Raw genomic sequence first — 23,033 nt, forward strand, 5'->3', positions numbered from 1 at the left:
GATCCGTCGAAAGATCAGCGAATGGACGCCGGCAGTTCCCCGCGCTCTCGCATTAGCGCCAACGTCCGTGAGGCGGTCTCTTCGCCTGCCGCGGCGGCCTTGGCAAGATAGCCGGCGGCGCGGGTCATATCCTGCGCAAGGCCGAGATAGCAGAAGTAGGTCGCGGCCCCGAGTTCGCTCGCGGCAAGCGCACTCCCCTGCCGTTCCAGCTCGACAAGCAGTTGCAAAAGGAGCGCGTCCGCATCGTCTTGGTCGAGCTCGGCTGCGGCCTCGTCGTAAGCGGTCAGCATGGCCTCCCACCCGTCTTCAGGGTCGTCATAGGGCCAGGTGTCGGGAACAAAGGAGAGGGCAGCTACGCCCGGACGGCGGCGGTCCGTAAAGGGTCGCAGGTCGGGTTTCGCACAGTCGGCGAACAGGTCCGGATTGGCCTGTTCCTCGGCGAAGCCGCGCAGCGCGGCCTCGAGACCCTCCTGCAGAGAATTGGGCGCGCCGCTTCCAGCCAGGTCGCGGTTCATGTCGGCGATAGCGGCGCGCAGTTCCTCGGCTTCCGCACGCCTCTCGGCGATCATCTGTCGCTCGACCGGGCCCGGCCCGTCGTTCGCCACGCCCGCAGATGCAGGCATTTCCGCTCGTGGCTGCGCACAGGCGGCGAGAGACAGGCAAGCGACAAGGACCCCGATACGCACAGGCTTCATTGCGGCAGTGTATCAGGTGTGGGCGCCTCGACCAGCCACGCGGAAAATAGAGGTTTGCGCCGTCTCGGCCCAATTTCCTTCGGATGTGGCGTTGCTATCGCCGACGCAGGCGACCCATGGCGAGAAGGCCAACGCCAAGAAGCCCGAGCGCACCCGGCGCCGGGACATCGGTCGCGGTCGGCGGCGCATCGACACTGAACGTGCCGCCGCTGATGAAGACGGCGGAGTCGAGCTGTTCGTCGAAGACGTCGGCGACCACGAACTGGGCGGTGTGCGATGCGAACGGGTCGAGGCCGGAGATGAAGGCATTGATCTGCGCCGTACGGCCGTCAAACCCGAATGCGAGGTTCGCATTCGGAATGCCGTTCGTATTCGCCACGTTGTTGACGTAGAGCGACGAGTTAACTTGGTCGTTCACATTGTTGATATTGACCGTATCTCCGCCAGCCTGACCGGTCGTAGTGCCCACGTTCGTGCCGTTGATCAGCAGCTGGAACTCGTCATTGAAGCCGGTCCCGATGAAGTCGATATATTCTTCCGACGCGAAGGCGAAGGCGAAGTTCACATTGCCTGCGCTGGGGTCTGTCGGATTGGTAAAGGTGAAGGTGAATTCGAGCGACGCATAGTCGGTCGAGTTCAGGATCGCGAGGGTTCCGCCCGAGCCGGTGACGGTGCTGATGTTATCATCGGGGCTGAAGCCGTCGCCGCGCGTTTCCGTGTAGTTTTGGCCGGCGGTATCGGTAACCTGCGCGACATTCCCGGTCGTCAGGACGATGCCGGTGTCGAAGGGCAGCGCGTCGGAGCCGCCCGTAAAGGTACCGGACTGGACCGTTGCGGATGCGCCCTTGTCATAGGTCGCGCCGGTAATGGTGATGCCCGACCCGGCGATCTGCGAGGCGAGGTCGAGGGCCGTTTCGTTTCCCGAGACGGAAATGGCAGAGGCCGGAGCTGCAAGCGCCGCTGCGACGGAAAGGGCAAGGAGAGAACCACGAACGTCCATGTCTAATCCCCGACAAGGGTGAAACCGGTACGCAACGCCACTTGGGTGAAACTGTCTCTGGGCAGCTCCTAGCAAAAGTGATGCCAGAATCCGTCTTACGCGAAGAGTCAGTCACTTGGGGATGTACTAATGCAGGTTAGTATCGCGTGCTGTAAAATTGGCCGACACCTGGGAATGGTGGTGTCCGGCCTTTGACTCTCCCGGGCTCGTTCCTATATGCAGCGCCTACCCACCCGATCACGAGACAGGCCGGTCGTCGCGCAGCCAGCCTACGGAAGGTGACGGGATTGGGACCCACGCGACGTGCAAGAGATAGCGGATTCCGGTCCCGGTACCGGAGTCCCTCCCGATGTGCGCCGCGTTTTTTCGTGCCCGAACCAGTTCGACCAGACACGCAAAGACCCAAAGGATCTCCATGGCCACCACGCAGCAGGCTCTCAGCTTCATCGGCAAAAAGCGGGTTCGCAAGATGTTCGGTGACATCACCGAAGCGATCGAAATGCCTAACCTCATCGAGGTGCAGCGCGAATCCTACGAGAACTTCCTGCGTTCGCGCCCGGAAGACGGCTATGTCTCCGGCCTGGAAAAGACGCTGCGCAGCGTCTTTCCGATCAAGGACTTTGCCGGTACGGCCGAACTCGACTTCGTCGACTACGAACTGGAAGCGCCGAAGTACGACACCGAGGAATGCCGTCAGCGCGGCCTGACCTATTCGGCGCCGATGAAGGTAACGCTGCGGTTGATCGTATTCGAGATCGATCCCGACACCGAAGCCCGCTCCGTGCTCGATATCAAGGAGCAGGACGTTTATATGGGCGACATGCCGCTGATGACGGAGAACGGCACGTTCCTCGTCAACGGTACGGAGCGCGTCATTGTCTCTCAGATGCACCGCAGCCCGGGTGTCTTCTTCGACCATGATCGCGGCAAGACCCATGCGTCGGGTAAGTATCTCTTCGCCGCGCGCATCATTCCCTATCGCGGATCCTGGCTCGACTTCGAGTTCGACGCCAAGGACATCGTCAACGCGCGCATCGACCGGAAGCGCAAGCAGCCGGTCACGACACTGCTGCATGCCCTGGGTCTTTCTACCGAAGAGATCCTCGACCGGTTCTACGCCAAGCTGACCTTCAAGCGGTCCAAGACGGGTTGGAAGGCGCCGTTCAATCCGGACAACTGGCGCGGCCAGAAGCCGACCTTCGACATCGTCGATGCGAAGTCGGGCGAAGTCCTGTTCCCTGCCAACAAGAAGGTGAGCCCGCGGGCCGCACGCAAGGCTGCGCAGGACGGCATGGACGAGTATCTGATTCCCGATGAGGAACTGGCTGGTCGCTTCGCTGCCAAGGATATGATCGACGAGAAGACCGGCCGCATCTATGTCGAGGCCGGCGACGAGATCGACGCCGATGTGATCCAGCGCCTTGACGATGCGAAGATCAAGGAAATCGAGATCCTCGATATCGACTATCAGAATGTCGGTCCGTGGATCCGCAACACGCTGAAAGTCGACAAGTCCGAGGACCGCGACACTGCGCTTGCTGAAATCTACCGCGTCATGCGCCCCGGCGAGCCGCCCACGCGCGAGACCGCCGAGGGTATGTTCGAGGGTCTGTTCTTCGATCCGGAGCGCTATGACCTGAGCGCCGTCGGCCGCGTGAAGATGAACATGCGCCTCGATCTCGATGCGCCGGACGATCTTACCACGCTGCGGCAGGAGGATATTCTGGCCGTGGTGCAGACGCTGGTCGGCCTGAAAGACGGCAAGGGCGAGATCGACGACATCGACAATCTCGGCAATCGCCGCGTGCGTTCGGTGGGCGAACTGCTGGAGAACCAGTACCGCGTCGGCCTGCTGCGCATGGAGCGTGCCGTGAAGGAGCGCATGAGCTCCGTCGACGTCGACACGGTGATGCCGAACGACCTGATCAACGCCAAGCCGGCAGTTGCCGCGGTGCGCGAATTCTTCGGCTCGTCGCAGCTGTCGCAGTTCATGGACCAGACGAACCCGCTGGGCGAGATTACCCACAAGCGCCGCGTCTCGGCACTCGGGCCGGGCGGCCTGACGCGTGAGCGCGCGGGCTTCGAGGTGCGCGACGTCCACCCGACCCACTATGGCCGCATCTGTCCGATCGAGACGCCCGAAGGTCCGAACATCGGCCTGATCAACTCGCTGGCGACCTTCAGCCGGGTGAACAAGTACGGTTTCATCGAGACGCCGTACCGCCGGGTGGTCGACAACAAGGTGACGAACGAAGTCGTCTACCTGTCGGCGATGGAAGAGCAGAAGCACACCATCGCGCAGGCCAATGCCGAGCTGACCGACGATGGCAGCTTCGTCGAGGAAATCGTGTCCAGCCGTCAGGCGGGCGAATTCCTGATGGCGCCGCGTGACATCATCACGCTGATGGACGTGTCGCCGAAGCAGCTGGTTTCGGTTGCGGCCTCGCTGATTCCGTTCCTGGAAAACGATGACGCCAACCGCGCGCTGATGGGCTCGAACATGCAGCGCCAGGCCGTGCCGCTCGTACGTGCCGAGGCGCCGTTCGTCGGTACCGGTATGGAAGGGACGGTGGCGCGCGATTCCGGCGCTGCCATTGCCGCCCGTCGCACCGGCATCATCGACCAGGTCGATGCCGAGCGCATCGTCGTGCGCGCCACCGAGGACGTGCAGGCCGGCGAAAGCGCGGTCGACATTTACAAGCTGAGGAAGTTCCAGCGGTCGAACCAGAATACCGCCATCAACCAGCGTCCGCTGGTGAAGGTGGGCGACGAGGTGCTGAAGGGCGATATCATTGCCGACGGCCCGTCGACCGAACTTGGTGAGCTCGCGCTCGGCCGCAACGTGCTCGTCGCGTTCATGCCGTGGAACGGTTACAACTACGAGGACTCGATCCTCATCTCCGAACGCATCGTGAAGGACGACGTCTTCACCTCGATCCACATCGAGGAGTTCGAGGTGATGGCCCGCGATACCAAGCTGGGGCCGGAAGAGATTACGCGCGATATTCCGAACGTTGGCGAGGAGGCGCTGCGCAACCTCGATGAAGCGGGCATCGTCTATATCGGCGCCGAGATCGAGCCGGGCGACATTCTGGTCGGCAAGATCACGCCGAAGGGCGAGAGCCCGATGACGCCGGAGGAGAAGCTGCTTCGCGCCATCTTCGGCGAAAAGGCCTCCGACGTGCGTGACACGTCGCTGAAACTGCCGCCGGGCGTTGCCGGGACGGTCGTCGAAGTGCGCGTGTTCAACCGTCACGGCATCGACAAGGATGAGCGTGCCCTCCAGATCGAGCGCGAGGAAATCGAGCGGCTCGAAAACGACCGCGATACCGAACGGGCGATCCTGGACCGCGCGACCTATGGCCGCCTGAAGGAAGTTCTGATCGGCCAGACCGCCGCCGCAGCGCCCAAGGGCGTCAAGAAGGGCAGCGAGATCACCGCAGAGCTGCTGTCGGGCATCGAGAACCGGCGCGACTGGTGGAAGTTTGCCGTCATCGACGACAGCGTCCAGTCCGACCTCGAAGCCATGAAGGGCCAGTATGACGAGGCCATGAAGAGCCTCAGCGACCGGTTCGAGGAGAAGGTCGAGAAGCTGCAGGCCGGCGACGAGATGCTGCCGGGCGTCCTGAAGATGGTGAAGGTCTTCGTCGCGGTGAAGCGCAAGCTGCAGCCTGGCGACAAGATGGCCGGCCGCCACGGAAACAAGGGCGTCATCAGCCGCATCCTGCCGATCGAGGACATGCCGTTCCTGGAAGATGGTACGCATGCCGACATCGTGCTGAACCCGCTCGGCGTGCCGTCGCGTATGAACGTCGGGCAGATCTTCGAGACGCATCTTGGCTGGGCCGCTCGCGGTCTGGGCGTGCAGATCCGGGACATGCTGGAGAAGATGCACGAGAACGGCAGTTCGGACGAACTGCGCGAGAAGCTGAAGCGAATCTACGGCAAGCAGTACGACAAGGAAATCGCACCGCAGTCGGACGAGGAGCTGACCGAACTGGCGACCAACCTGTCGCGCGGCGTCCCGATGGGAACGCCCGTGTTCGACGGTGCCCGCGAACCCGATGTGGCGGACCTTCTGGAAGAGGCGGGTCTCGACCGCTCTGGCCAGGTGGACCTCTACGACGGCCGTACCGGCGAGAAGTTCGACCGCAAGGTGACCGTTGGCTACATCTATATGCTGAAGTTGCACCACCTGGTGGACGACAAGATCCACGCACGCTCCATCGGCCCGTACTCGCTCGTCACCCAGCAGCCGCTGGGCGGTAAGGCGCAGTTCGGCGGCCAGCGCTTCGGCGAGATGGAAGTCTGGGCGCTGCAGGCCTACGGCGCAGCCTACACCCTGCAGGAAATGCTGACGGTGAAGTCGGACGACGTGTCGGGCCGCACGAAGGTCTACGAGGCCATCGTGAAGGGCGACGACACGTTCGAAGCCGGCATCCCGGAGAGCTTCAACGTGCTCGTGAAGGAAATGCGCTCACTTGGCCTCAACGTTGATCTGAAGAACCAGGACGAGGACGACGACGAGGACGGCCAGGACATGCTTCCGCAGGCAGCCGAATAGGGACCGGGGTCCCGGCGAAGGCCGGGGCCGCCACCCGGCGGGCGCACGTCGGGACGAAGGTCAGGAATTGGAGCCCGGCTGATGGCCGGGACCAGGAACAAGGGTCCCGAAGGACCAGAAGGAAGATCGCATGAACCAGGAAATCATGAACTTCTACAATCCGGCCGCGAAGCCGGAGACGTTCGACCAGATCAAGATCGGCATTGCCTCTCCCGAGCGCATCCGGTCCTGGTCCTACGGCGAGATCAAGAAGCCCGAAACGATCAACTACCGCACGTTCAAGCCTGAGCGTGACGGCCTGTTCTGTGCGCGCATCTTCGGTCCCATCAAGGACTATGAGTGCCTGTGCGGCAAGTATAAGCGGATGAAATACAAGGGCATCGTCTGTGAGAAGTGCGGCGTCGAGGTCACCGTTTCGAAGGTGCGCCGCGATCGCATGGGCCACATCGAACTGGCCGCGCCGGTTGCCCATATCTGGTTCCTGAAGTCGCTGCCGAGCCGCATCGGCATGCTGCTCGACATCCAGCTGAAGCAGCTTGAGAAGGTGCTTTATTTCGAGAGCTTCATCGTCGTCGAGCCGGGCTTGACGCCGCTCGAGAAGCTGCAGCTTCTGACCGAGGACGAACTGCTCGACGCGCAGGACGAATACGGCGAGGACGCCTTCACCGCCGGTATCGGCGCCGAGGCCATCCGCGAGATCCTGGAGACGATGGACCTGGAGGCCGAGCACAAGGCCCTCGAGGAAGAGCTGGCCGTCACCAAGTCCGAGCTGAAGCCGAAAAAGATCATCAAGCGCATGAAGGTCATCGAGAGCTTCATGGAATCGGGCAACCGTCCCGAATGGATGATCCTGTCGGTCGTCCCGGTCATTCCGCCCGACCTGCGTCCGCTCGTGCCGCTGGATGGTGGCCGCTTCGCGACGTCGGATCTCAACGACCTCTACCGCCGTGTGATCAACCGCAACAACCGCCTGAAGCGGCTGATCGAACTGCGCGCGCCTGACATCATCGTGCGCAACGAGAAGCGCATGCTGCAGGAATCGGTCGATGCGCTGTTCGACAATGGTCGCCGCGGCCGCATCATCACGGGCGCCAACAAGCGTCCGCTGAAGTCGCTGTCCGACATGCTGAAGGGCAAGCAGGGCCGCTTCCGCCAGAATCTGCTCGGCAAGCGCGTCGACTATTCCGGTCGCTCGGTCATCGTGACCGGCCCGGAACTGAAGCTGCATCAGTGCGGTCTGCCGAAGAAGATGGCGCTGGAGCTGTTCAAGCCGTTCATCTACGCGCGCCTTGACGCCAAGGGTCTCTCCATGACCCTGAAGCAGGCCAAGAAATGGGTCGAGAAGGAACGCAAGGAAGTCTGGGACATCCTGGACGAGGTGATCCGCGAGCACCCGGTCCTGCTGAACCGCGCGCCGACGCTCCACCGCCTCGGCATTCAGGCGTTCGAGCCCGTGCTGATCGAAGGCAAGGCGATCCAGCTTCACCCGCTGGTTTGCTCGGCCTTCAACGCCGACTTTGACGGCGACCAGATGGCCGTGCACGTGCCGCTGAGCCTAGAGGCACAGCTGGAAGCGCGCGTCCTCATGATGTCGACCAACAACATCCTGTCGCCCGCCAATGGCAAACCGATCATCGTGCCCTCGCAGGACATGATTCTCGGCCTCTACTATCTGTCGATGGACCGGCAGGGCGAGCCGGGCGAGGGAATGGTCCTCTCCGACATCGTCGAGGTGCACAACGCTCTCGACGCCGGCCTCGTGACCCTGCACTCGAAGATCACCGCCCGCGTCCCGCAGACGGACGAAGAAGGCAACGAGTACATGCTCCGCGTCGAAACGACGCCGGGCCGCATGCTGATCGGCGAGAAGCTGCCGAAGACGCACCGCGTGCCTTATGAGCTGATCAACCGGCTGCTGACCAAGCGCGAAATCGCCGACGTCATCGACGTCGTCTACCGTGAGACGGGGCAAAAGGAGACGGTCCTGTTCGCCGACGCGATCATGGATCTCGGCTTCCGGCATGCCTGCTCCGCGGGCATCTCGTTCGGCAAGGACGACATGATCATCCCGTTCGAGAAGGAGGAGATGGTCAACGAAACCCGTGCCACCGTCGCCGACTTCGAACAGCAGTATCAGGACGGCCTGATCACGCAGGGCGAGAAGTACAACAAGGTCATCGACGCGTGGGCGCGTTGCGGCGACCGCGTGGCCGACGCCATGATGGGCAAACTGTCCGCGCACGAACTGGACGAGGGCGGCCGCGAGAAGCCGGTGAACGCGATCTACATGATGGCGCATTCCGGTGCGCGTGGTTCGCCTGCGCAGATGAAGCAGCTGGCCGGTATGCGCGGCCTCATGGCCAAGCCGTCCGGCGAGATCATCGAGACGCCGATCATCAGTAACTTCAAGGAAGGCCTGACCGTCCTTGAATACTTCAACTCGACCCACGGTGCCCGTAAGGGTCTGGCCGACACCGCGCTGAAGACGGCGAACTCGGGCTACCTGACCCGCCGCCTCGTCGACGTGTCGCAGGACTGCACCATCACGGAAGAGGATTGCGGCACCGACAAGTCGCTGAACGTCAAGGCGATCGTCGAGGGTGGCAACACCATCGTGTCGCTGGGCGAGCGTATCCTCGGCCGCACGCTGGCGGACGACGTCATCGACGCCAAGACCGGCGAGACCGTCATGGAAGCCGGAACGCTGCTGGGCGAAGCCGAAACGAAGCTGATCGAGGATGTGGAACCCGCATCGGTCGACATCCGCTCGCCGCTGGTCTGCGAAGCGCAGATTGGCGTCTGCGGCGCCTGCTACGGCCGCGACCTTGCGCGTGGTACGCCGGTGAACATCGGCGAGGCCGTGGGCGTCATCGCCGCGCAGTCGATCGGTGAGCCGGGAACGCAGCTGACCATGCGGACCTTCCATATCGGCGGTGCAGCCCAGGTTTCCGAGCAGTCTACGCTGGAAAGCTCGTTCGACGGCCGGGTCGAGTATCGCAACCTCGACTCGATCAAGGACCAGAAGGGCCGCCTGCTCGCAGCAAGTCGTTCCGGCGAGATCGCCGTCATCGACATGGAGGGTCGCGAGCGCTCGGTCGACCGTATTCCCTACGGTGCGATCATCGCCTGGGAGGACGGTCACATCGTCAAGCAGGGCGACCGGCTTGCCGAATGGGATCCGTACACGCTTCCGGTCATTGCCGATAAGGGCGGCGTCGTGAAGTATCAGGACCTCGTCGAAGGCGTCTCGCTGACGGAAGAGGCCGACGAAGCTACCGGCATCACGGCGAAGACCGTGGCGGACTGGAAGGCGGTACCGAAGTCGGGCGATCTGAAGCCGCGCATCACTCTGACGGGCGACAATTCGGAAGACGCGCAGGTCTACCAGCTGTCCGTGGGCTCGATCCTGTCGGTCGACGAAGGTGCCGAAGTGAAGCCGGGTGACATCATCGCGCGTATCCCGCGTGAAGCTGCCAAGACGCGCGACATCACCGGCGGTCTGCCGCGCGTTGCCGAACTGTTCGAGGCTCGCAAGCCGAAGGACAATGCGGTCATCGCCTCGATTGACGGTCGCATCGAGTTCGGCCGCGACTACAAGACCAAGAAGCGGCTCTACATCCATCCCGAGGATGGCAGCGACACGGTCGAGTATATGGTGCCGAAGGGCAAGCATATCGCGGTCCAGGACGGCGATAGCGTGCGCAAGGGCGACTATCTGATCGACGGCAATCCCGATCCGCATGACATTCTCGATGTCATGGGCGTCGAAGCGCTGGCCGAATATCTCGTCTGGGAGATCCAGGAGGTCTACCGGCTGCAGGGCGTGAAGATCAACGACAAGCACATCGAGGTGATCGTTCGCCAGATGCTGCAGAAGGTCGAGATCACGAAGTCCGGCGACACCACCCTGCTGGTTGGCGAACAGGTCGATCTGACCGAGATGGAAGAAGAGAATGCCAAGCTGACCGCGCGCCAGGAAAAGGCCGAGGGCAAGCCGGTGCTTCTGGGCATCACGAAGGCGTCGCTGCAGACCCGCAGCTTCATCTCCGCCGCTTCCTTCCAGGAAACGACGCGTGTCCTCACCGAGGCGGCCGTCCAGGGCAAGGTCGATACGCTGAACGGCCTGAAGGAAAACGTCATCGTCGGACGTCTGATCCCGGCAGGCACCGGCGCGGCCATGAACCGTGCCCGTCTGGAGGCGAGCCAGCGCGACGCGAAGCTTCGCGAGAAGCAGCGCAAGGCACTGGAAGCCGCCGAAGCGGAAGCGGCGAATGCCGAAGCCGAGACGGAGACAGAAGCGGCCGAGTAACGTCGGCAGGTTTTGCGAGGCAGAGGGGCCGCGCCGGACATCCGGCGCGGCCCTTTTTCATTCCGGCATTGGAAGCTGCCGCGAGAGCCACTAGGCCGCAAACATGCTGCTCACCTTGGCTGTCGTTCTCGTCGTCTCCGGGGCCCTGATGGCCGGGGCGGCCTGGGGGCTTTACGGTCGTCTCCCGGAACGACTTGAAGGGTTTCTGGTGGCCATGGCGGGCGGCGCACTGATCGTCTCCGTCATGTCGGAACTGATCGAACCGGCCACCGAGCACGCCCCCGTGTGGATGGTGATGAGCGCCGTATTCGTCGGTGCGCTGGCCTTCGTCGGACTCGATAAGCTGAACGACAAGTTGTTCGGCGAAAGTGGCGGCACGGGCCTATTGCTGGCGATCACGATCGACGGAATTCCGGAGAATTTGGCGCTTGGCGTTGCGCTGATCGGAGCCGGGCCAATGCAGGTGGCGGCGCTGGCAGGCTCAATCCTGCTATCGAACCTCCCCGAGGCGGCTGGCGGCGCGAAGGAAATGGCGGCGCAGGACCGATCGAAGGGCCGCGTCATGCTGCTGTGGGCCGCGACCGCAGGTCTGCTGTCGCTGGCCGCAATCGCGGGCAACCTTCTTCTTGCCGGAACGGATCCGAAACTCCTTGGTCTGATTCGTGCCTTTGCCGCGGGCGCAGTGGTGTCCTCGCTCGCAACGGAAGTCTTTCCCCAAGCCTACAAGCAGGATCACAAGATGACCGGCGTCGCCGTGGCCCTAGGTCTCGTCCTTGCCTTCCTGCTCGGTCAGCTTGGCGGATAGCGAGACCTAGTTCTGCGGGTCAGCTTCGAGCTCGGAGCCTTTCTTGAGGACACTCTGCCCGTCTTCCTGCTTGATCAGGTAGGCGGGATTGTCCTCGCTGCCGTTGCGGGACACCTCATTGCCGTCGATCGTCCGTTTGACATCCCGTTCGAATCGCTCGTCGATCTGCCCGCGGGCATAGTCCTCGCCCCATTTCCATTTCACATACTGGCCGGTCTGGAAGCTGTTCGAATTGGACATGGGCATCTCCTTTTCCGCTCGAACGGCGGGGCGGCGATCACCGTTCCTGTGGCATTCCGCCCCGGCGCCCGCTATGCGCCCGCGCATGCAGCCAAAAGACCTTCGGGTCGCCCTGTTCTCGGGCAACTATAATTATGTGAAGGACGGCGCCAACCAGGCGCTAAACCGCCTGACGGGCTATATGCTGTCGCGCGGCGTCACCATGCGCATCTATTCGCCGACAATCGACAATCCACCGTTCGAGCCGACAGGCGATCTGGTGTCGATCAAAAGTGTGCCCGTGCCCGGGCGCGACGAGTATCGGTTCGGCTTTGGCCTGATTGGCGCTCACGACGATCTGGCCGCTTTCAAGCCAAATCTAGTGCACATTTCCTCACCCGATGTCATCGGCCACCGCGCCGCGGTCTGGGCCGAACGGCACGGCGTTCCACTGGTCGCCTCCGTCCACACCAGATTCGAGACCTATTTCCGCTACTACAAGCTGGGCTGGCTGCAGTCGGCGGGCGAGGCGATCCTGCGCCGACTCTACAACAAGTGCGAAGAAATTTACGCCCCGTCCGAAAGTATGGCCGATGTCCTGCGCGAGCAGGGGATGAACCGGGAGGTTCTGATCTGGAGCCGCGGTATCGACCAGCAGCTCTACGATCCTGCACGGCGTGATATGGCCTGGCGCCGAAGTCTCGGCCTCGCCGACGACGACGTAGTTATCCTGTTCGTGGGGCGGCTGGTGCTGGAAAAAGGCCTCGACGTGTTCGCGGCGACGCTGAAGGAACTCGACCGGCGCGGTCAAAGCTACAAAGCTTTGTTCGTCGGTGACGGGCCTGCCCGCGAGTGGATCGAAGAGCGCGCACCTCAGGGCATCTTTACCGGCTTCCTGGGCGGCGAGAAGCTGGCGCGGGCCTATGCGTCCGCCGATGTCATGTTCAACCCCTCCTCCACCGAGACGTTCGGCAATGTGACGCTGGAGGCGATGGCGAGCGGTCTGCCCGTCGTCGCCGCGCGGGCCACGGGTTCGACGAGCCTTGTGGAGGAAGGTCTGAACGGCATGCTGACGGCTCCCGACGATGTCCAGCAGTCGGCCGATGCGCTGCAGCATTATCTCAACGATGCCGAGGCCCGGCGCCGCGCGGGGGCGGCGGGGGCGGAGCGTGCCGAGGCTTATGACTGGGATGCGATCAATGAGGGATTGCTGCAGCGCTATCTCGCCGTCGCGGGCGGCCACGGCAGCTAGCGGCATCCGCGAGACTACAGCGCGCCGAACTTGAAGCGTCGGATCATCGCGCCTATCTTCTCAAGTGCCGGCTTAGCGGCCGGCTATGGCGATAAACTTTGCCGTGAAATAGGTTGCATGGACCCGGGGGCGGTACCCGGCGGCTCCACCACGAGGCGTTCAGCATCTCCAATGGACGCTTCCTGATGGGGCCGAAACAGCTTCGACATGTGCTGAAAGACGGTGACTTCGCCCGGCCTGACATAAGCCGTAAAACTGGGTCAAAACCGATAAATGCCAACGACAACGAGGCATTTGCTCTTGCTGCGTAACCAGTAGCCTAACGGCGAACGTTACACAGGCCAAAAGCGGGGTTCGGGGCGCACCTGTCAACAGAAGCGCCAGTCCAGCGGTTCGGAGGGCACCGGGCAACAGAAGCCCCTCCACGATTCCCGACATGCGAGTTGCGGGGCCGCAGTGCCTTTGTTCTGCCGCGGCTCAGGCCGCCTGCGCAGCCCGCGATTCGGTGCGCGCGGCGTTGAGGAGCCGCGCTTCCAGATCCTTCAGGCGCTGTGTTCCGTCGAGCTTCTGCCCGGTCAGGTCGGTGAGGTAGAAGGTGTCGACCGCGCGTTCGCCGTAGGTCGTGATATGTGCGGAATTGATGCTCACCTGAGCGTCGAACAGCGTCTTCAAAAGCGCGTGCAGCAGGCCGGGGCGGTCGGCCGCGTTCACTTCGATCACGGTAAAACGATTGGACGCTCCGGACTGAACGAGAACCCGCGGCGCGACACTGAAGGCTTCCGCCCGCGTGAGAGGGGGCGGCTTCGAGGCCAGCTTGTCCTTGAGCCTCACCTTGCCCGCCAGCGCATCGCAGACGGTGCGTTTCAGGCGCTCGAGCTGATCCGGTTCCGTGAAGGTCGCCGTGCGCGAGGAGGTGACGAGCAGGTTGTTGATTGCCATGCCGTCACGCGTCGTGTGAATGCGGGCGTCCGCGATGTCCGCGCCCGCCAGACCGATCGCCCCGGCGATCCGCATCAGCAGTCCGGGATGGTCCTCCGAACAGATACGCACCTGCGTCAGGCCGGAATCCTCGTCGAACGTGAACTCGATCGAGATCGCCTCTTCCGGCGTCTCGATCTGCCGTGCATTCGCCACCAGCGTGTCGATATCCTCGGCAATCCAGTAGCTGTCGAAGAAGCGCGCGGCATAGGCATCCATGCGCTCATCGTCCCAGCCGAGCCGCTCGGCTGCCTCATGCTGCTTCGCGGCGATCTTCTCCTCGCGCCCGTAGCGCTGGTGGCCTAGCCGCAGACGCTCCTCGGCCAGCGTGAAGAGATTGCTGATGAGCTGTGCCTTCCAGGCGGTCCATGTGCCCGGCCCAACGGCCCGGATATCGACGACGGTCAGGACGGTAAGCAGGCGCAGCCGTTCCAGACTTTGCACTTCGGCGACGAAATCCTCGATCGTCTTTGCGTCCGAGAGGTCCCGTTTGAAGGCCGTTGCGGACATCAGGAGATGATAGCGGACCAGCCAAGACACGGTTTCCGTCTCTGCCGGCCCCAGGCCCAGCCGCGGACATAGCTCCAGCGCAATCTCCGCCCCCAGTTCGGAATGGTCGCCGCCGCGCCCCTTGGCGATGTCGTGTAGCAGCACCGCCGTGTAGATCACCTGACGCGCCCCGACCTTCTGCATGATATCGGTCGAAATCGGGTGCTCGTCCTTCAGCAGGCCGCGCTCGATCTGCGACAGCAGGCCGACGGCCCTGATGGTATGCTCGTCGACGGTATAGTGGTGGTACATGTCGAACTGCATACGAGCGACCACGCGGCCGAAGTCGGGTACGAACCGACCGAAGACCCCGGCCTCGTTCATCCAGCGCAGTACGGTTTCCGGATCGCGCGGAGAGGTCAGAACCTGCATGAACAGATCGTTCGCACGCTCGTCGTCCTGAAGGTCGGAGATAAGCTGGGCGTCGCGGCTGGCCTGGCGCATGGCGAGGGGATGGATTTCGTGCCCATGTTCCTCTGCGAGGGCGAACAACTCCAGCAAACGGCGCGGCTCGTCCTGAAAGAAGCTCTCGTCCGGAATCCCGATACGGCCGCGACTGAGCGTAAAGCCGTTGAGATGTGAAGGCGCGCTGGTGCGCGAGCGGATGCGTTCGCGAAATCCGGCATATTCCTCTTCGATATGTTCGAGGAACAGGCCGGTCAGGTCGCCCACGGACTTCGCGATCAGGAAATAGTGGCGCATGAAGCGCTCGACGGCGGAGGCCCCCGCCCGGTCCTGATAGCCGAGCAGTTCGGCGATGCGGCGCTGCATGTCGAACGTCAGCCGTTCCTCAGCACGGCCGTTCAGATGGTGTAGAAGGGTCCGGACCGCGAGCAGGAAGTCTTCGGCGCGGTTGAAGAGGCGGTATTCCTCGGGTTCGAACAGGCCGGCATCGACAAGTTCCGCGGCCCGCTCGACCCGGTGGCAATATTTGCCGATCCAGAAGAGCGTCTGAAGGTCCCTCAGGCCGCCCTTTCCTTCCTTCACATTGGGTTCGACGACATAGCGACTGTCGCCCATCCGCTTGTGACGCGCATCGCGTTCGGCGAGCTTTTCGCGGATGAAATCCCGCTCCGTGCCGTGCACGACCTCGCTACGGTAGACGCGGCCCGCTTCGTCGTAGAGATCCTGGTCGCCGCAGATGAAACGCGTTTCCAGCATCGCCGTGCGGATGGTCGTATCCTCGCGGGAAAGGCGGACGATTTCCTGGGGCGAACGGGTCGCATGGCCGACCTTCAGGCTGAGGTCCCAAAGCGTGTAGAGGACCGATTCGACAACCTGTTCCGACCAGGCGGACAGCTTGCCGGGCACGACGAAGAGCAGGTCTACGTCGCTATAGGGCGCCATTTCCCCCCGGCCATAACCCCCCACGGCGCAAATGGTCAGGCGTTCGCCGGAACTGGGAGAGGGGTTGGGAAAGAGGAAACGCGCCGACGCCTCGAAGGCGATGCGGACGATCTGGTCGATCAGATAGGCGCGGGCATAAGCGTGCGCGCGGCCGTCGCCGGGATCGGCATCGATACGCTTTTGGAGTTCGGCCGCGCCGTCTGCGAGCGCCTCGCGAAGGATCTCGACATAATATTTTCGCTCGGCCGGGGCCTCTTCCACACGGGAGAAGATGGTGCGGCGATCAATGATCGCGCGGCGGTCGGTGACGGAATCGAAGCGGCGCGGCATGACTATGAGCTAGTAAGCGCGCCGCCCGAGCGAAAGAGGGGATCAGGTTCAGCTCGGCCGATAAGGCGCTAGCGGCCGGACCTTATTCGGGCTCTTCGGGGGGAAGGACCTTTGCGTCGAGCAGTTCCCGCTCCTCGCGGAAAACTTCATATTGTTCGAACGCGCAGGCGCTGTTTCCCGCGCCCACGGCGGAACAGCTCGTCGGAAGCTCCGAATTTCCGAGTGTCGACAGCGCGCGGCGTTCTGCCTGAACGTCGAGTTCACGGTCGCCCGGCGTCGGGGGCGGAGTTTCCTCTTCCTCTTCATAGGGGGCCTCGACGCAAATCTCGTCCTCCGGGCAGCGCAGCGGGACCAGAAACTGGTCGAGAGGGATGCGTTCCTGCCGCGGCGAGACGAGCACGCCGCTGTCAGTGGGCGGGTCCGCCTGTCCAGCATCGGTAGCGGTCTGTGCGGAGGCGGGAATTGAACAGATGCCGAGCGCGAAGCCCAGGCCTGTCAGCAAGAGAAAGCGACTGGTCATATCTGTCTTTCGAACGAAGGAGGGGGCCTCCGGTTGCAGATGACGCCTGCGCCGCTGAATTGCCGATGAACATCCGGAATGCCGGCTGCGGCGGCGTGGCTCCACCTAGAACCCGCTGCTTAGCACCGAGCGCGCCTGACTGGCGAGATGTGCAAGCATGGCGGGCGTCTGCACGCCGGATGCCCGCGCACGGTCGATTGTCGCCGACAGGTTCGCTACCGCGTCCTTGCGGCTTTCGAGCCAGCGTTCAGCCTCCGCCTCTGCATCTGCGCCATCTTCAGCGGGGAAGCTGCCGACGAGATCGAGACGCATGACTTCGAAATCGCGCGCCAGGCTGGACGCCAGCAGTCGCTCCCAGGGATCGGCCGGTTCCAGATAGGCGGCCGTCGCGTGCGCCCAGTCGAGACCGAGCGCGCTCCCGATCCGGGTATAGGCCTTTGCCACACCGGTCGCCGTCATGCCTTTATCGTGGGCGAGCTTGGCGATGAGAGCGGCGCCGTCGAGCGATTCGATCTCGAGGATTTTCTCGGTCAGCTCCTCAGGCGCGCCTTCGGCCGCGAGGCTTTGCCGGCCCCGCTCAATGGCGGCACGCGGCTCCACTCCCAAAATGTCGCCGACGCTCTCGCGAAGCTCTTCGAGGCCCGGCCGCAGCATCGCCACTGTCTCGCTCGGCATCGCCGCCGGTCCAAGCGCGTCGATCAGGTCGGACATATGCGTTCGCAGGCCCTGACCCGACCGGCGGTGAAGGGCGATCTGGATACGCGGGTCGAGAGCGGCGGCGTCGATGGTGCGCCACAATGTCCGAAAGCGGAACAGCTCACGCGCCGTGACGAACGCGGCGGCCACACGCGCCAGCGGAACGGAATGCTCTTCGGCCAACTCGAAAGCGATGGCGATGCCGCCGCGGTTGACGATCTGGTTGGCGATTTTCGTAGCGATGATCTCACGCCGGAGTCGGTGAGCGTGAATCTGGTCGAGAAACTCGGCCTTTAGCCGATCGGGAAAGGCGAATTCCAGATCCTCCACGAGGGCGGGGTCGTCGGGAAGCGGGCTTTCGACGATCGCCTCGTAAAGGGCGATCTTGGCATGCGCGAGCAGCACAGCGAGTTCGGGTCGTTCGAGCCCTCGGCCGCCAGCAGCGCGCTGCTGCAACTGGTCGTCGCCGGGAAGTTGTTCGACCACACGGTCGATGCGCTCCTGCGTCTCCATTTCCTGCAGCACGCGCTGGAAGGAGGGCAGCATATCGGGGCCGCCGGCCTCTGCCACCGAGAGGGCCTGTGTCTGCATGACATTGTCCCGCAGCACCAGCGCGGCGACTTCCTCGGTCATTTCGGCGAGAAGCGCGTTGCGGTCCTCCTCTTCCAGCGTGCCGGCGCGCAGCGGGTCCTGCAGCGCCACCTTGATGTTCACCTCATTGTCCGAGCAGTCGACACCTGCGGAATTGTCGATGAAGTCGGTGTTCACGCGGCCGCCCGCTGCGGAGAAAGAAATACGGCCCGGCTGGGTGATGCCGAGATTGGCCCCCTCGCCGATCACCCGGACGCGCAGGTCGCGGGCGTTTACGCGGATGGGGTCGTTGGCCCGGTCGCCGACATCGGCGTCGCTTTCTCCGGCAGCTTTCACATAGGTGCCGATACCTCCAAACCACAGGAGATCGGCGTCCGCTTTCAGGATGGCCGACAGAAGGTCGGTGGGGGCAAGGTCGTCCGCGCCGATGCCGAGAAGTTCCTGCATTTCCGGCGTGGGCGAGATAGATTTCTGGGCGCGCGAGAAGACGCCGCCACCCTTCGAGATGAGCGACTGGTCATAGTCTTCCCAAGAGCTGCGCGGCAGCGCGAACATTCGGCTGCGTTCCGCCCATGACGCCGCCGGATCAGGATCGGGGTCGATGAAAATGTGGCGATGGTCGAACGCGGCAACGAGCTTCAGCGTCTTGGACAACAGCATGCCATTGCCGAAGACGTCGCCCGACATGTCGCCAACGCCGATCACGCGGACGGGGTCCGATTGAATGTCTATGCCCATCTCGCGGAAATGGCGCTGTACGCTGACCCAGGCGCCGCGCGCGGTAATGCCCATCTTCTTGTGGTCGTAACCATGCGCGCCTCCCGAAGCGAAGGCATCGCCGAGCCAGAAGCCGTGTTCCTGCGAGATGGAATTGGCGAGGTCGGAAAAGGTCGCCGTGCCCTTGTCCGCGGCCACTACAAGATAGGGGTCGGGATCGTCGTGGCAGACGACGCCTTCCGGTGGGACCGTCTCATTGCCTTTCACATTGTCCGTCAGCGACAGGAGTGCCTCGATGAAAATCCGGTAGGCAGCCTGACCTTCGGTCAGCCAGGCGTCGCGGTCGGACATGGGCGGCAGTTGCTTGGGATAAAAGCCGCCCTTGGCCCCCGTCGGCACGATGACGGCATTCTTGACCATCTGTGCTTTCACGAGGCCGAGTATCTCCGTGCGGAAGTCGTCGCGCCGGTCCGACCAGCGCAGGCCGCCGCGGGCAATGGGGCCACCACGCAGGTGTACGCCTTCGACGCGGGGGCTGTAGACCCAGATTTCCCGGTAGGGCACGGGAGCGGGCAGGCCGGGAACGGCGCCCGAATCGATCTTGAAGGCCAGGGTGCGCGAAGCGGCGCAGAAGGCCGTGGTGCGCAGCGTGGCGCCGATAACCGCTGCATAGCGACGAAGAATGCGGTCCTCGTCGATGGCTTCGACGTCGCGAAGACCTGCCGTCACCGCGTCCTGCGCGGCCCCGATCGCCGCCGCCCGGTCTTCGACATCCAGTGCGAAGCGGGCGCAGAACAGTTGTACCAGCGCGCGAGTCGTCACCGGATTGCGGGCAAGCGCTTCGACCACGGTGGCAAGGCCGTAGGGGAGGACAGACTGGCGCAGGTAGCGGAAATAGGCGCGCAGCCATGCGACCTCCTCCACACCGAGTTCCACCGCCGTGACGAGCGAGTTGAAGGCGTCGTTTTCCTGTTCGCCCAGAAGAACGGCGCGTAGCGCCCCGGCCGCGGTGGTTTTCAGGAAGTCGAGGTCGAGCGCTTCTCCGTCGGAACGGTGAACGAGGAAGTCGTGGATCCACCCGCCGCCATCGCCCGCCGGAGCATCGAACGGAAATTCCTCGATGACCTGGAAGCCAAAGGCTTCGAGCACCGGGACCATTTCGCTGAGCGGGATAATATTACCGCGGCGGTAGATCTTGATGCGGAGGTCGTGGCCCTCGTCGCCCGACTTGCGGTAGAACTGAACTTCCCGGTCTTCAGGGCCCTCGAGCGCCTCCAGATGTTCGATGTCCTTCACCGCCTCGGCCGGACTGAACTGGTCTCGGTAGCTGGTCGACAGCGCCGCTTCGTAGACGCGTGCGAGCGTCTCGCCGCGTTCGTCGCCGAAGCGGGCAATCGCTTCCGTCTCCAGCTGCTCGTTCCAGCCGCGCACCAGCTCGCCGAGACGACGGTCGAGGTCTTTTTCGGCAATGTCGGGCACCTGCCCGGGGTCGGTGCCCAGATAGAATTGTACGCGCGCGAGGCCCTGCGCGCGAAGTTCCACGTCGAAACGCGCAAGCCGGGCGTTGAACGTCTCGGCAAGCATGTCGCCGACCTTTCGCCGCAACTCGCTGGTGTAGATTTCTCGTGGGATGAAGACGACGGCGGAGACGAAGCGCTCGAACGGGTCGACGCGGGTAAAGACCTTTGGACGCGGGCGGTCGAGCAGCGAGAGCATGCCGCGCGCCATTTCCGTCAGGCGGTCCTCATCGGTCAGGAAGAGCTCACCGCGCGGCAAGGTTTCCAGGACATGGTTGAGCGCCTTGCCGGAATGGCCGCTGGGGTCGAAGCCGAGGCGCTCGCGCACCGCCGCCACCTTGCGGCGGATGATAGGGACGGAATTCGGGGGCGATGAGAGGGCGGCGGAGGTGAACAGGCCGATGAAGCGATATTCGCCGCAGACCTGCCCCTGGTCATCGAAGCGCTTCACGCTGACGGCGTCGAAATAGACATTGCGGTGAACGCGGCTGACGGCGTTCGATTTCGTGATCAGCAGCGGCTGCGGGGTGGCCATGAACTCGCGTAGGGCCGGCGGCAGGCGCTCATATCCCTTGGCGCCGCGAAATAGTGGAAAATCGGGGTCGCGGAGCAATCCCAGCCCGTCCTCGAATTCCGGTTCCGCGTCATGGTCGGTCAGCGCCGAAGCGAAGCTGAAGGCCGCAAAGCCCAGAAAGGTGAAATTGTCGTCGCCGAGCCATTCCAGAAACGCCTTGGCTTCCACGACTTCGTCAGCCGGAACGGCAATGCGCGCGGCGCCCAGAGACTCCGATGCGCGCGCGAGCCGCGAAAGCATGGTGCGCCAGTCCGCCACCGCGAGGCGCACGTCCACGAGAACCTCGGTGAGTTCCCGTTCGAGATCCTGACGCTCTTCCTCGGTAAGGTGAGTCATTTCCAGGTAGATCAGCGACTCGCGGTTCGTTCCTTCGGGGAGAATTTCGCGGTCGGCCGGAGCGAGGCCGCGGATATCGCCATGAGCGTCGCGAGCCACGTCCAGAATTGGGTGGAGCAGGCGGTTGATCGCAAAGCCCCGCGCGCTGATCGCGTTGGTTACGGAGTCCACCAGGAAGGGCATGTCGTCGTTTGAAATAGCGATCGACGTGGAGCGCCTCGGGCGTTCGCCCGGCGTCTCGGCGATGACGAGCTTTGCCTCACCCGGCTTGCGCCCGCGAGCCGCCTCGAGCGCGAAGTCGGCAATTTCGTTCGCCAGCTGCTCGTCCAGATCGTCGGCTTCGCCGGGTAGCGCACCCGCAACGAGCGCGCCTTTCAGGTCGATTCGAGTAGATTGCGGCGTTGAGGGGGCATGATCTGCCGCCATAAGCGGGCCTTTTTTGCGCGAAGGGCGTTGAATTGCACGCTTATCGCCTTCGCGGTTCAGTCCGCAAGCCGAGTGCGACGATGGCGCGCCAAGACCGCATCACCCCGCCGGGCGTCATCACCGGCGATCCTTTCCGTTTCCCGGCGCAGGTCGCCGATCATTTCATCGCCAGCAACCTCTTTCCAGTTCACCACTATGAGAACGCTATCCGCCTCTTTCCCACGTTCCGATAGGGGCAGCAGGACGCCGCGGTAGAGTAGCCGGCCGCCTTGATCAGTATCTATCTCTTCCTCGACATCGACGGGATGGGGGAATGATGGAGGGGGCGGGCAGGCGGAGAGCAGCCGGACGACGAGGCACTCCTCGGGAAGCTTCGTGACATCCAGTTCCCCGTGGGGAAGACGGCCCTGTTCGCGCAGGCGTGCGCCCACATATTCTATGCGGACCTTGCCGGTTTCCGCCGCTCGTTGGATCAGACAGGCATTTTCGGCGATGTCCGCATTCGGCCAGGGGGCCAGATCTGCAAGGGCAGGCGCGACCTTTGACCCCCGCGCCTGCTCCCAGTACCGGCGTGCGCGGACATGCATGCGCCGCTCGCGCTCCTCCCGGAATTGCGGCGGTGCGTCGAAGTCGGGTTCGAGATCCAGGAAGGTCCTGCCTCGCACGCTATTCATGACCCTCCGATCTGTCCGCCTTTTCCGACCCGTCTGGCAGAGGGGAGTTGATGGAGCGTTAAGCGCGCGTGGGAGCTGAGCGAGCGTCTTGCGAAGCCAGTGCGCTTTTGATAGGGGCGCGCCTTCCCACGGTGGAAGCGTCTCTCAAGATAGAGGTCGCAGCGTCGGGTTTGCCGCTTTAGCTCAGTTGGTAGAGCACATCATTCGTAATGATGGGGTCAGGTGTTCGAGTCACCTAAGCGGCACCACCCGCCCTTCAGACCCGCCTTCATACTCTTCCCGAATCTTTCCCGAAGCCGACGCTATGCCCCTGTCCGTTTATCCGGGGCCAGCCTGCGAGCACCGGTCCTTTTGGCATCGGCCTCAAAAAGAAAAGGGGCCCGATCGGACCCCTTTTCAGTTGATATGTCGGCTCAGGTCAGCCGTTCGACACAGCATCATCGTCGTCATCATCATCGTCGGTTACGGCGATCACGCCGCCGATAACGCCCGCAATGGCAACAACGCCCACGATAACGGGCGCTACCGCCGAGCGGGCCGGAGCCGTCGTAACGGCTGCCATGGACAGGGCGGCCGTCAGAGCCAGAATAAGTTTAGTCATATACTCAGTCCCAAAGGTTTGCCCCCTCGCCAAGGCTAGCACAGCCAAGGTTTACAGCTGATTAACAAGGTAAGGAGCCGGCGGTTCCGTGGCGGAATGAAAAAATTGCGAGGCCCCTTTCTCTAGAAGGCTCTCGCAGGTCTTGCCTTTGCGACGAAATCTCATTCTTATTATTGTCACCCAGCATGATTGCGGCGGTGATGTCCGGGGGCGCCGCTACGGCGGCCACCAGTGTCGTGGCCGATGCTGGGCGAGCGATTCGGGTGCGAAGGCGCGACAATGGAGAGGATCGCGCGCTGAGTTTATCTCGGCAAAAGAAAAGGGCCCCGGACG

The 23,033-nt window shown here is 63.3% G+C and carries 12 protein-coding genes, 1 tRNA gene and 1 other RNA gene; 6 read left to right on the forward strand and 8 right to left on the reverse strand.

Annotated elements, in window-relative coordinates:
- Positions 1–14 precede the first annotated feature (14 nt).
- Positions 15–623: a hypothetical protein gene (locus KCN53_RS04210; RefSeq protein ID WP_143712166.1), complete on the reverse strand. Its 609-nt coding sequence runs from the start codon at positions 621–623 to the stop codon at positions 15–17.
- Positions 624–789: 166 nt separating this feature from the next.
- Complete coding sequence (locus KCN53_RS04215; RefSeq protein ID WP_088711298.1) at positions 790–1,695, reverse strand: choice-of-anchor L domain-containing protein; 906 nt, start codon at positions 1,693–1,695, stop codon at positions 790–792.
- A gap of 415 nt (positions 1,696–2,110) precedes the next feature.
- Here KCN53_RS04215 and rpoB point away from each other — a divergent pair, with 415 nt between their 5' ends.
- From rpoB to KCN53_RS04230, 3 genes are all read left to right on the forward strand, one after another.
- Positions 2,111–6,259 carry a DNA-directed RNA polymerase subunit beta gene (gene rpoB / locus KCN53_RS04220; RefSeq protein WP_088711297.1) on the forward strand — a complete coding sequence of 1,383 codons (4,149 nt, stop codon included), beginning with the start codon at positions 2,111–2,113 and terminating at the stop codon, positions 6,257–6,259.
- A gap of 130 nt (positions 6,260–6,389) precedes the next feature.
- On the forward strand, positions 6,390–10,568 hold the full coding sequence (gene rpoC / locus KCN53_RS04225; RefSeq protein ID WP_088711296.1) for a DNA-directed RNA polymerase subunit beta': 4,179 nt from the start codon (positions 6,390–6,392) through the stop codon (positions 10,566–10,568).
- 103 nt (positions 10,569–10,671) lie between these two features.
- A complete protein-coding gene (locus KCN53_RS04230) occupies positions 10,672–11,373 on the forward strand; it encodes a ZIP family metal transporter (RefSeq protein WP_088711295.1) in 702 nt (233 codons plus the stop codon).
- Between the two features lie 6 nt (positions 11,374–11,379).
- On the opposite strand, the gene KCN53_RS04235 is transcribed toward KCN53_RS04230, so the two are convergent.
- Positions 11,380–11,613, reverse strand: coding sequence for a hypervirulence associated TUDOR domain-containing protein (locus KCN53_RS04235; RefSeq protein WP_088711294.1), 234 nt, complete (start codon positions 11,611–11,613; stop codon positions 11,380–11,382).
- An 85-nt stretch (positions 11,614–11,698) separates the two neighbouring features.
- Here KCN53_RS04235 and KCN53_RS04240 point away from each other — a divergent pair, with 85 nt between their 5' ends.
- Together KCN53_RS04240 and ssrA are read left to right on the forward strand one after the other, a co-directional pair.
- Positions 11,699–12,844, forward strand: a complete 1,146-nt coding sequence (locus KCN53_RS04240; RefSeq protein ID WP_088713303.1) for a glycosyltransferase family 4 protein — start codon at positions 11,699–11,701, stop codon at positions 12,842–12,844.
- Positions 12,845–12,870: 26 nt separating this feature from the next.
- Positions 12,871–13,231, forward strand: a transfer-messenger RNA (tmRNA) gene (gene ssrA / locus KCN53_RS04245).
- Between the two features lie 90 nt (positions 13,232–13,321).
- Here the strand turns inward: ssrA and KCN53_RS04250 are convergent.
- The 4 genes from KCN53_RS04250 to KCN53_RS04265 form a co-directional block, all read right to left on the reverse strand.
- On the reverse strand, positions 13,322–16,048 hold the full coding sequence (locus KCN53_RS04250) for a [protein-PII] uridylyltransferase (protein ID WP_088711293.1): 2,727 nt from the start codon (positions 16,046–16,048) through the stop codon (positions 13,322–13,324).
- 82 nt (positions 16,049–16,130) lie between these two features.
- The gene (locus tag KCN53_RS04255; protein WP_088711292.1) at positions 16,131–16,568 is read right to left on the reverse strand and encodes a hypothetical protein; all 438 of its coding nucleotides are present in this window, start codon (positions 16,566–16,568) and stop codon (positions 16,131–16,133) included.
- A gap of 105 nt (positions 16,569–16,673) precedes the next feature.
- The gene (locus tag KCN53_RS04260) at positions 16,674–21,425 is read right to left on the reverse strand and encodes an NAD-glutamate dehydrogenase (protein ID WP_088711291.1); all 4,752 of its coding nucleotides are present in this window, start codon (positions 21,423–21,425) and stop codon (positions 16,674–16,676) included.
- A gap of 56 nt (positions 21,426–21,481) precedes the next feature.
- Entirely contained in the window at positions 21,482–22,099 is a 618-nt protein-coding gene (locus KCN53_RS04265) for a PAS domain-containing protein (RefSeq protein WP_088711290.1), read from the reverse strand.
- 172 nt (positions 22,100–22,271) lie between these two features.
- Here KCN53_RS04265 and KCN53_RS04270 point away from each other — a divergent pair.
- Positions 22,272–22,347: transfer RNA gene (locus KCN53_RS04270), tRNA-Thr, on the forward strand.
- A 170-nt stretch (positions 22,348–22,517) separates the two neighbouring features.
- Here KCN53_RS04270 and KCN53_RS04275 read toward each other — a convergent pair.
- Positions 22,518–22,700 carry a hypothetical protein gene (locus KCN53_RS04275; protein ID WP_088711289.1) on the reverse strand — a complete coding sequence of 61 codons (183 nt, stop codon included), beginning with the start codon at positions 22,698–22,700 and terminating at the stop codon, positions 22,518–22,520.
- Positions 22,701–23,033: the final 333 nt, after the last annotated feature.

The organism is Pacificimonas aurantium (genome assembly GCF_020092905.1).
Classification (GTDB): domain Bacteria; phylum Pseudomonadota; class Alphaproteobacteria; order Sphingomonadales; family Sphingomonadaceae; genus Pacificimonas; species Pacificimonas aurantium.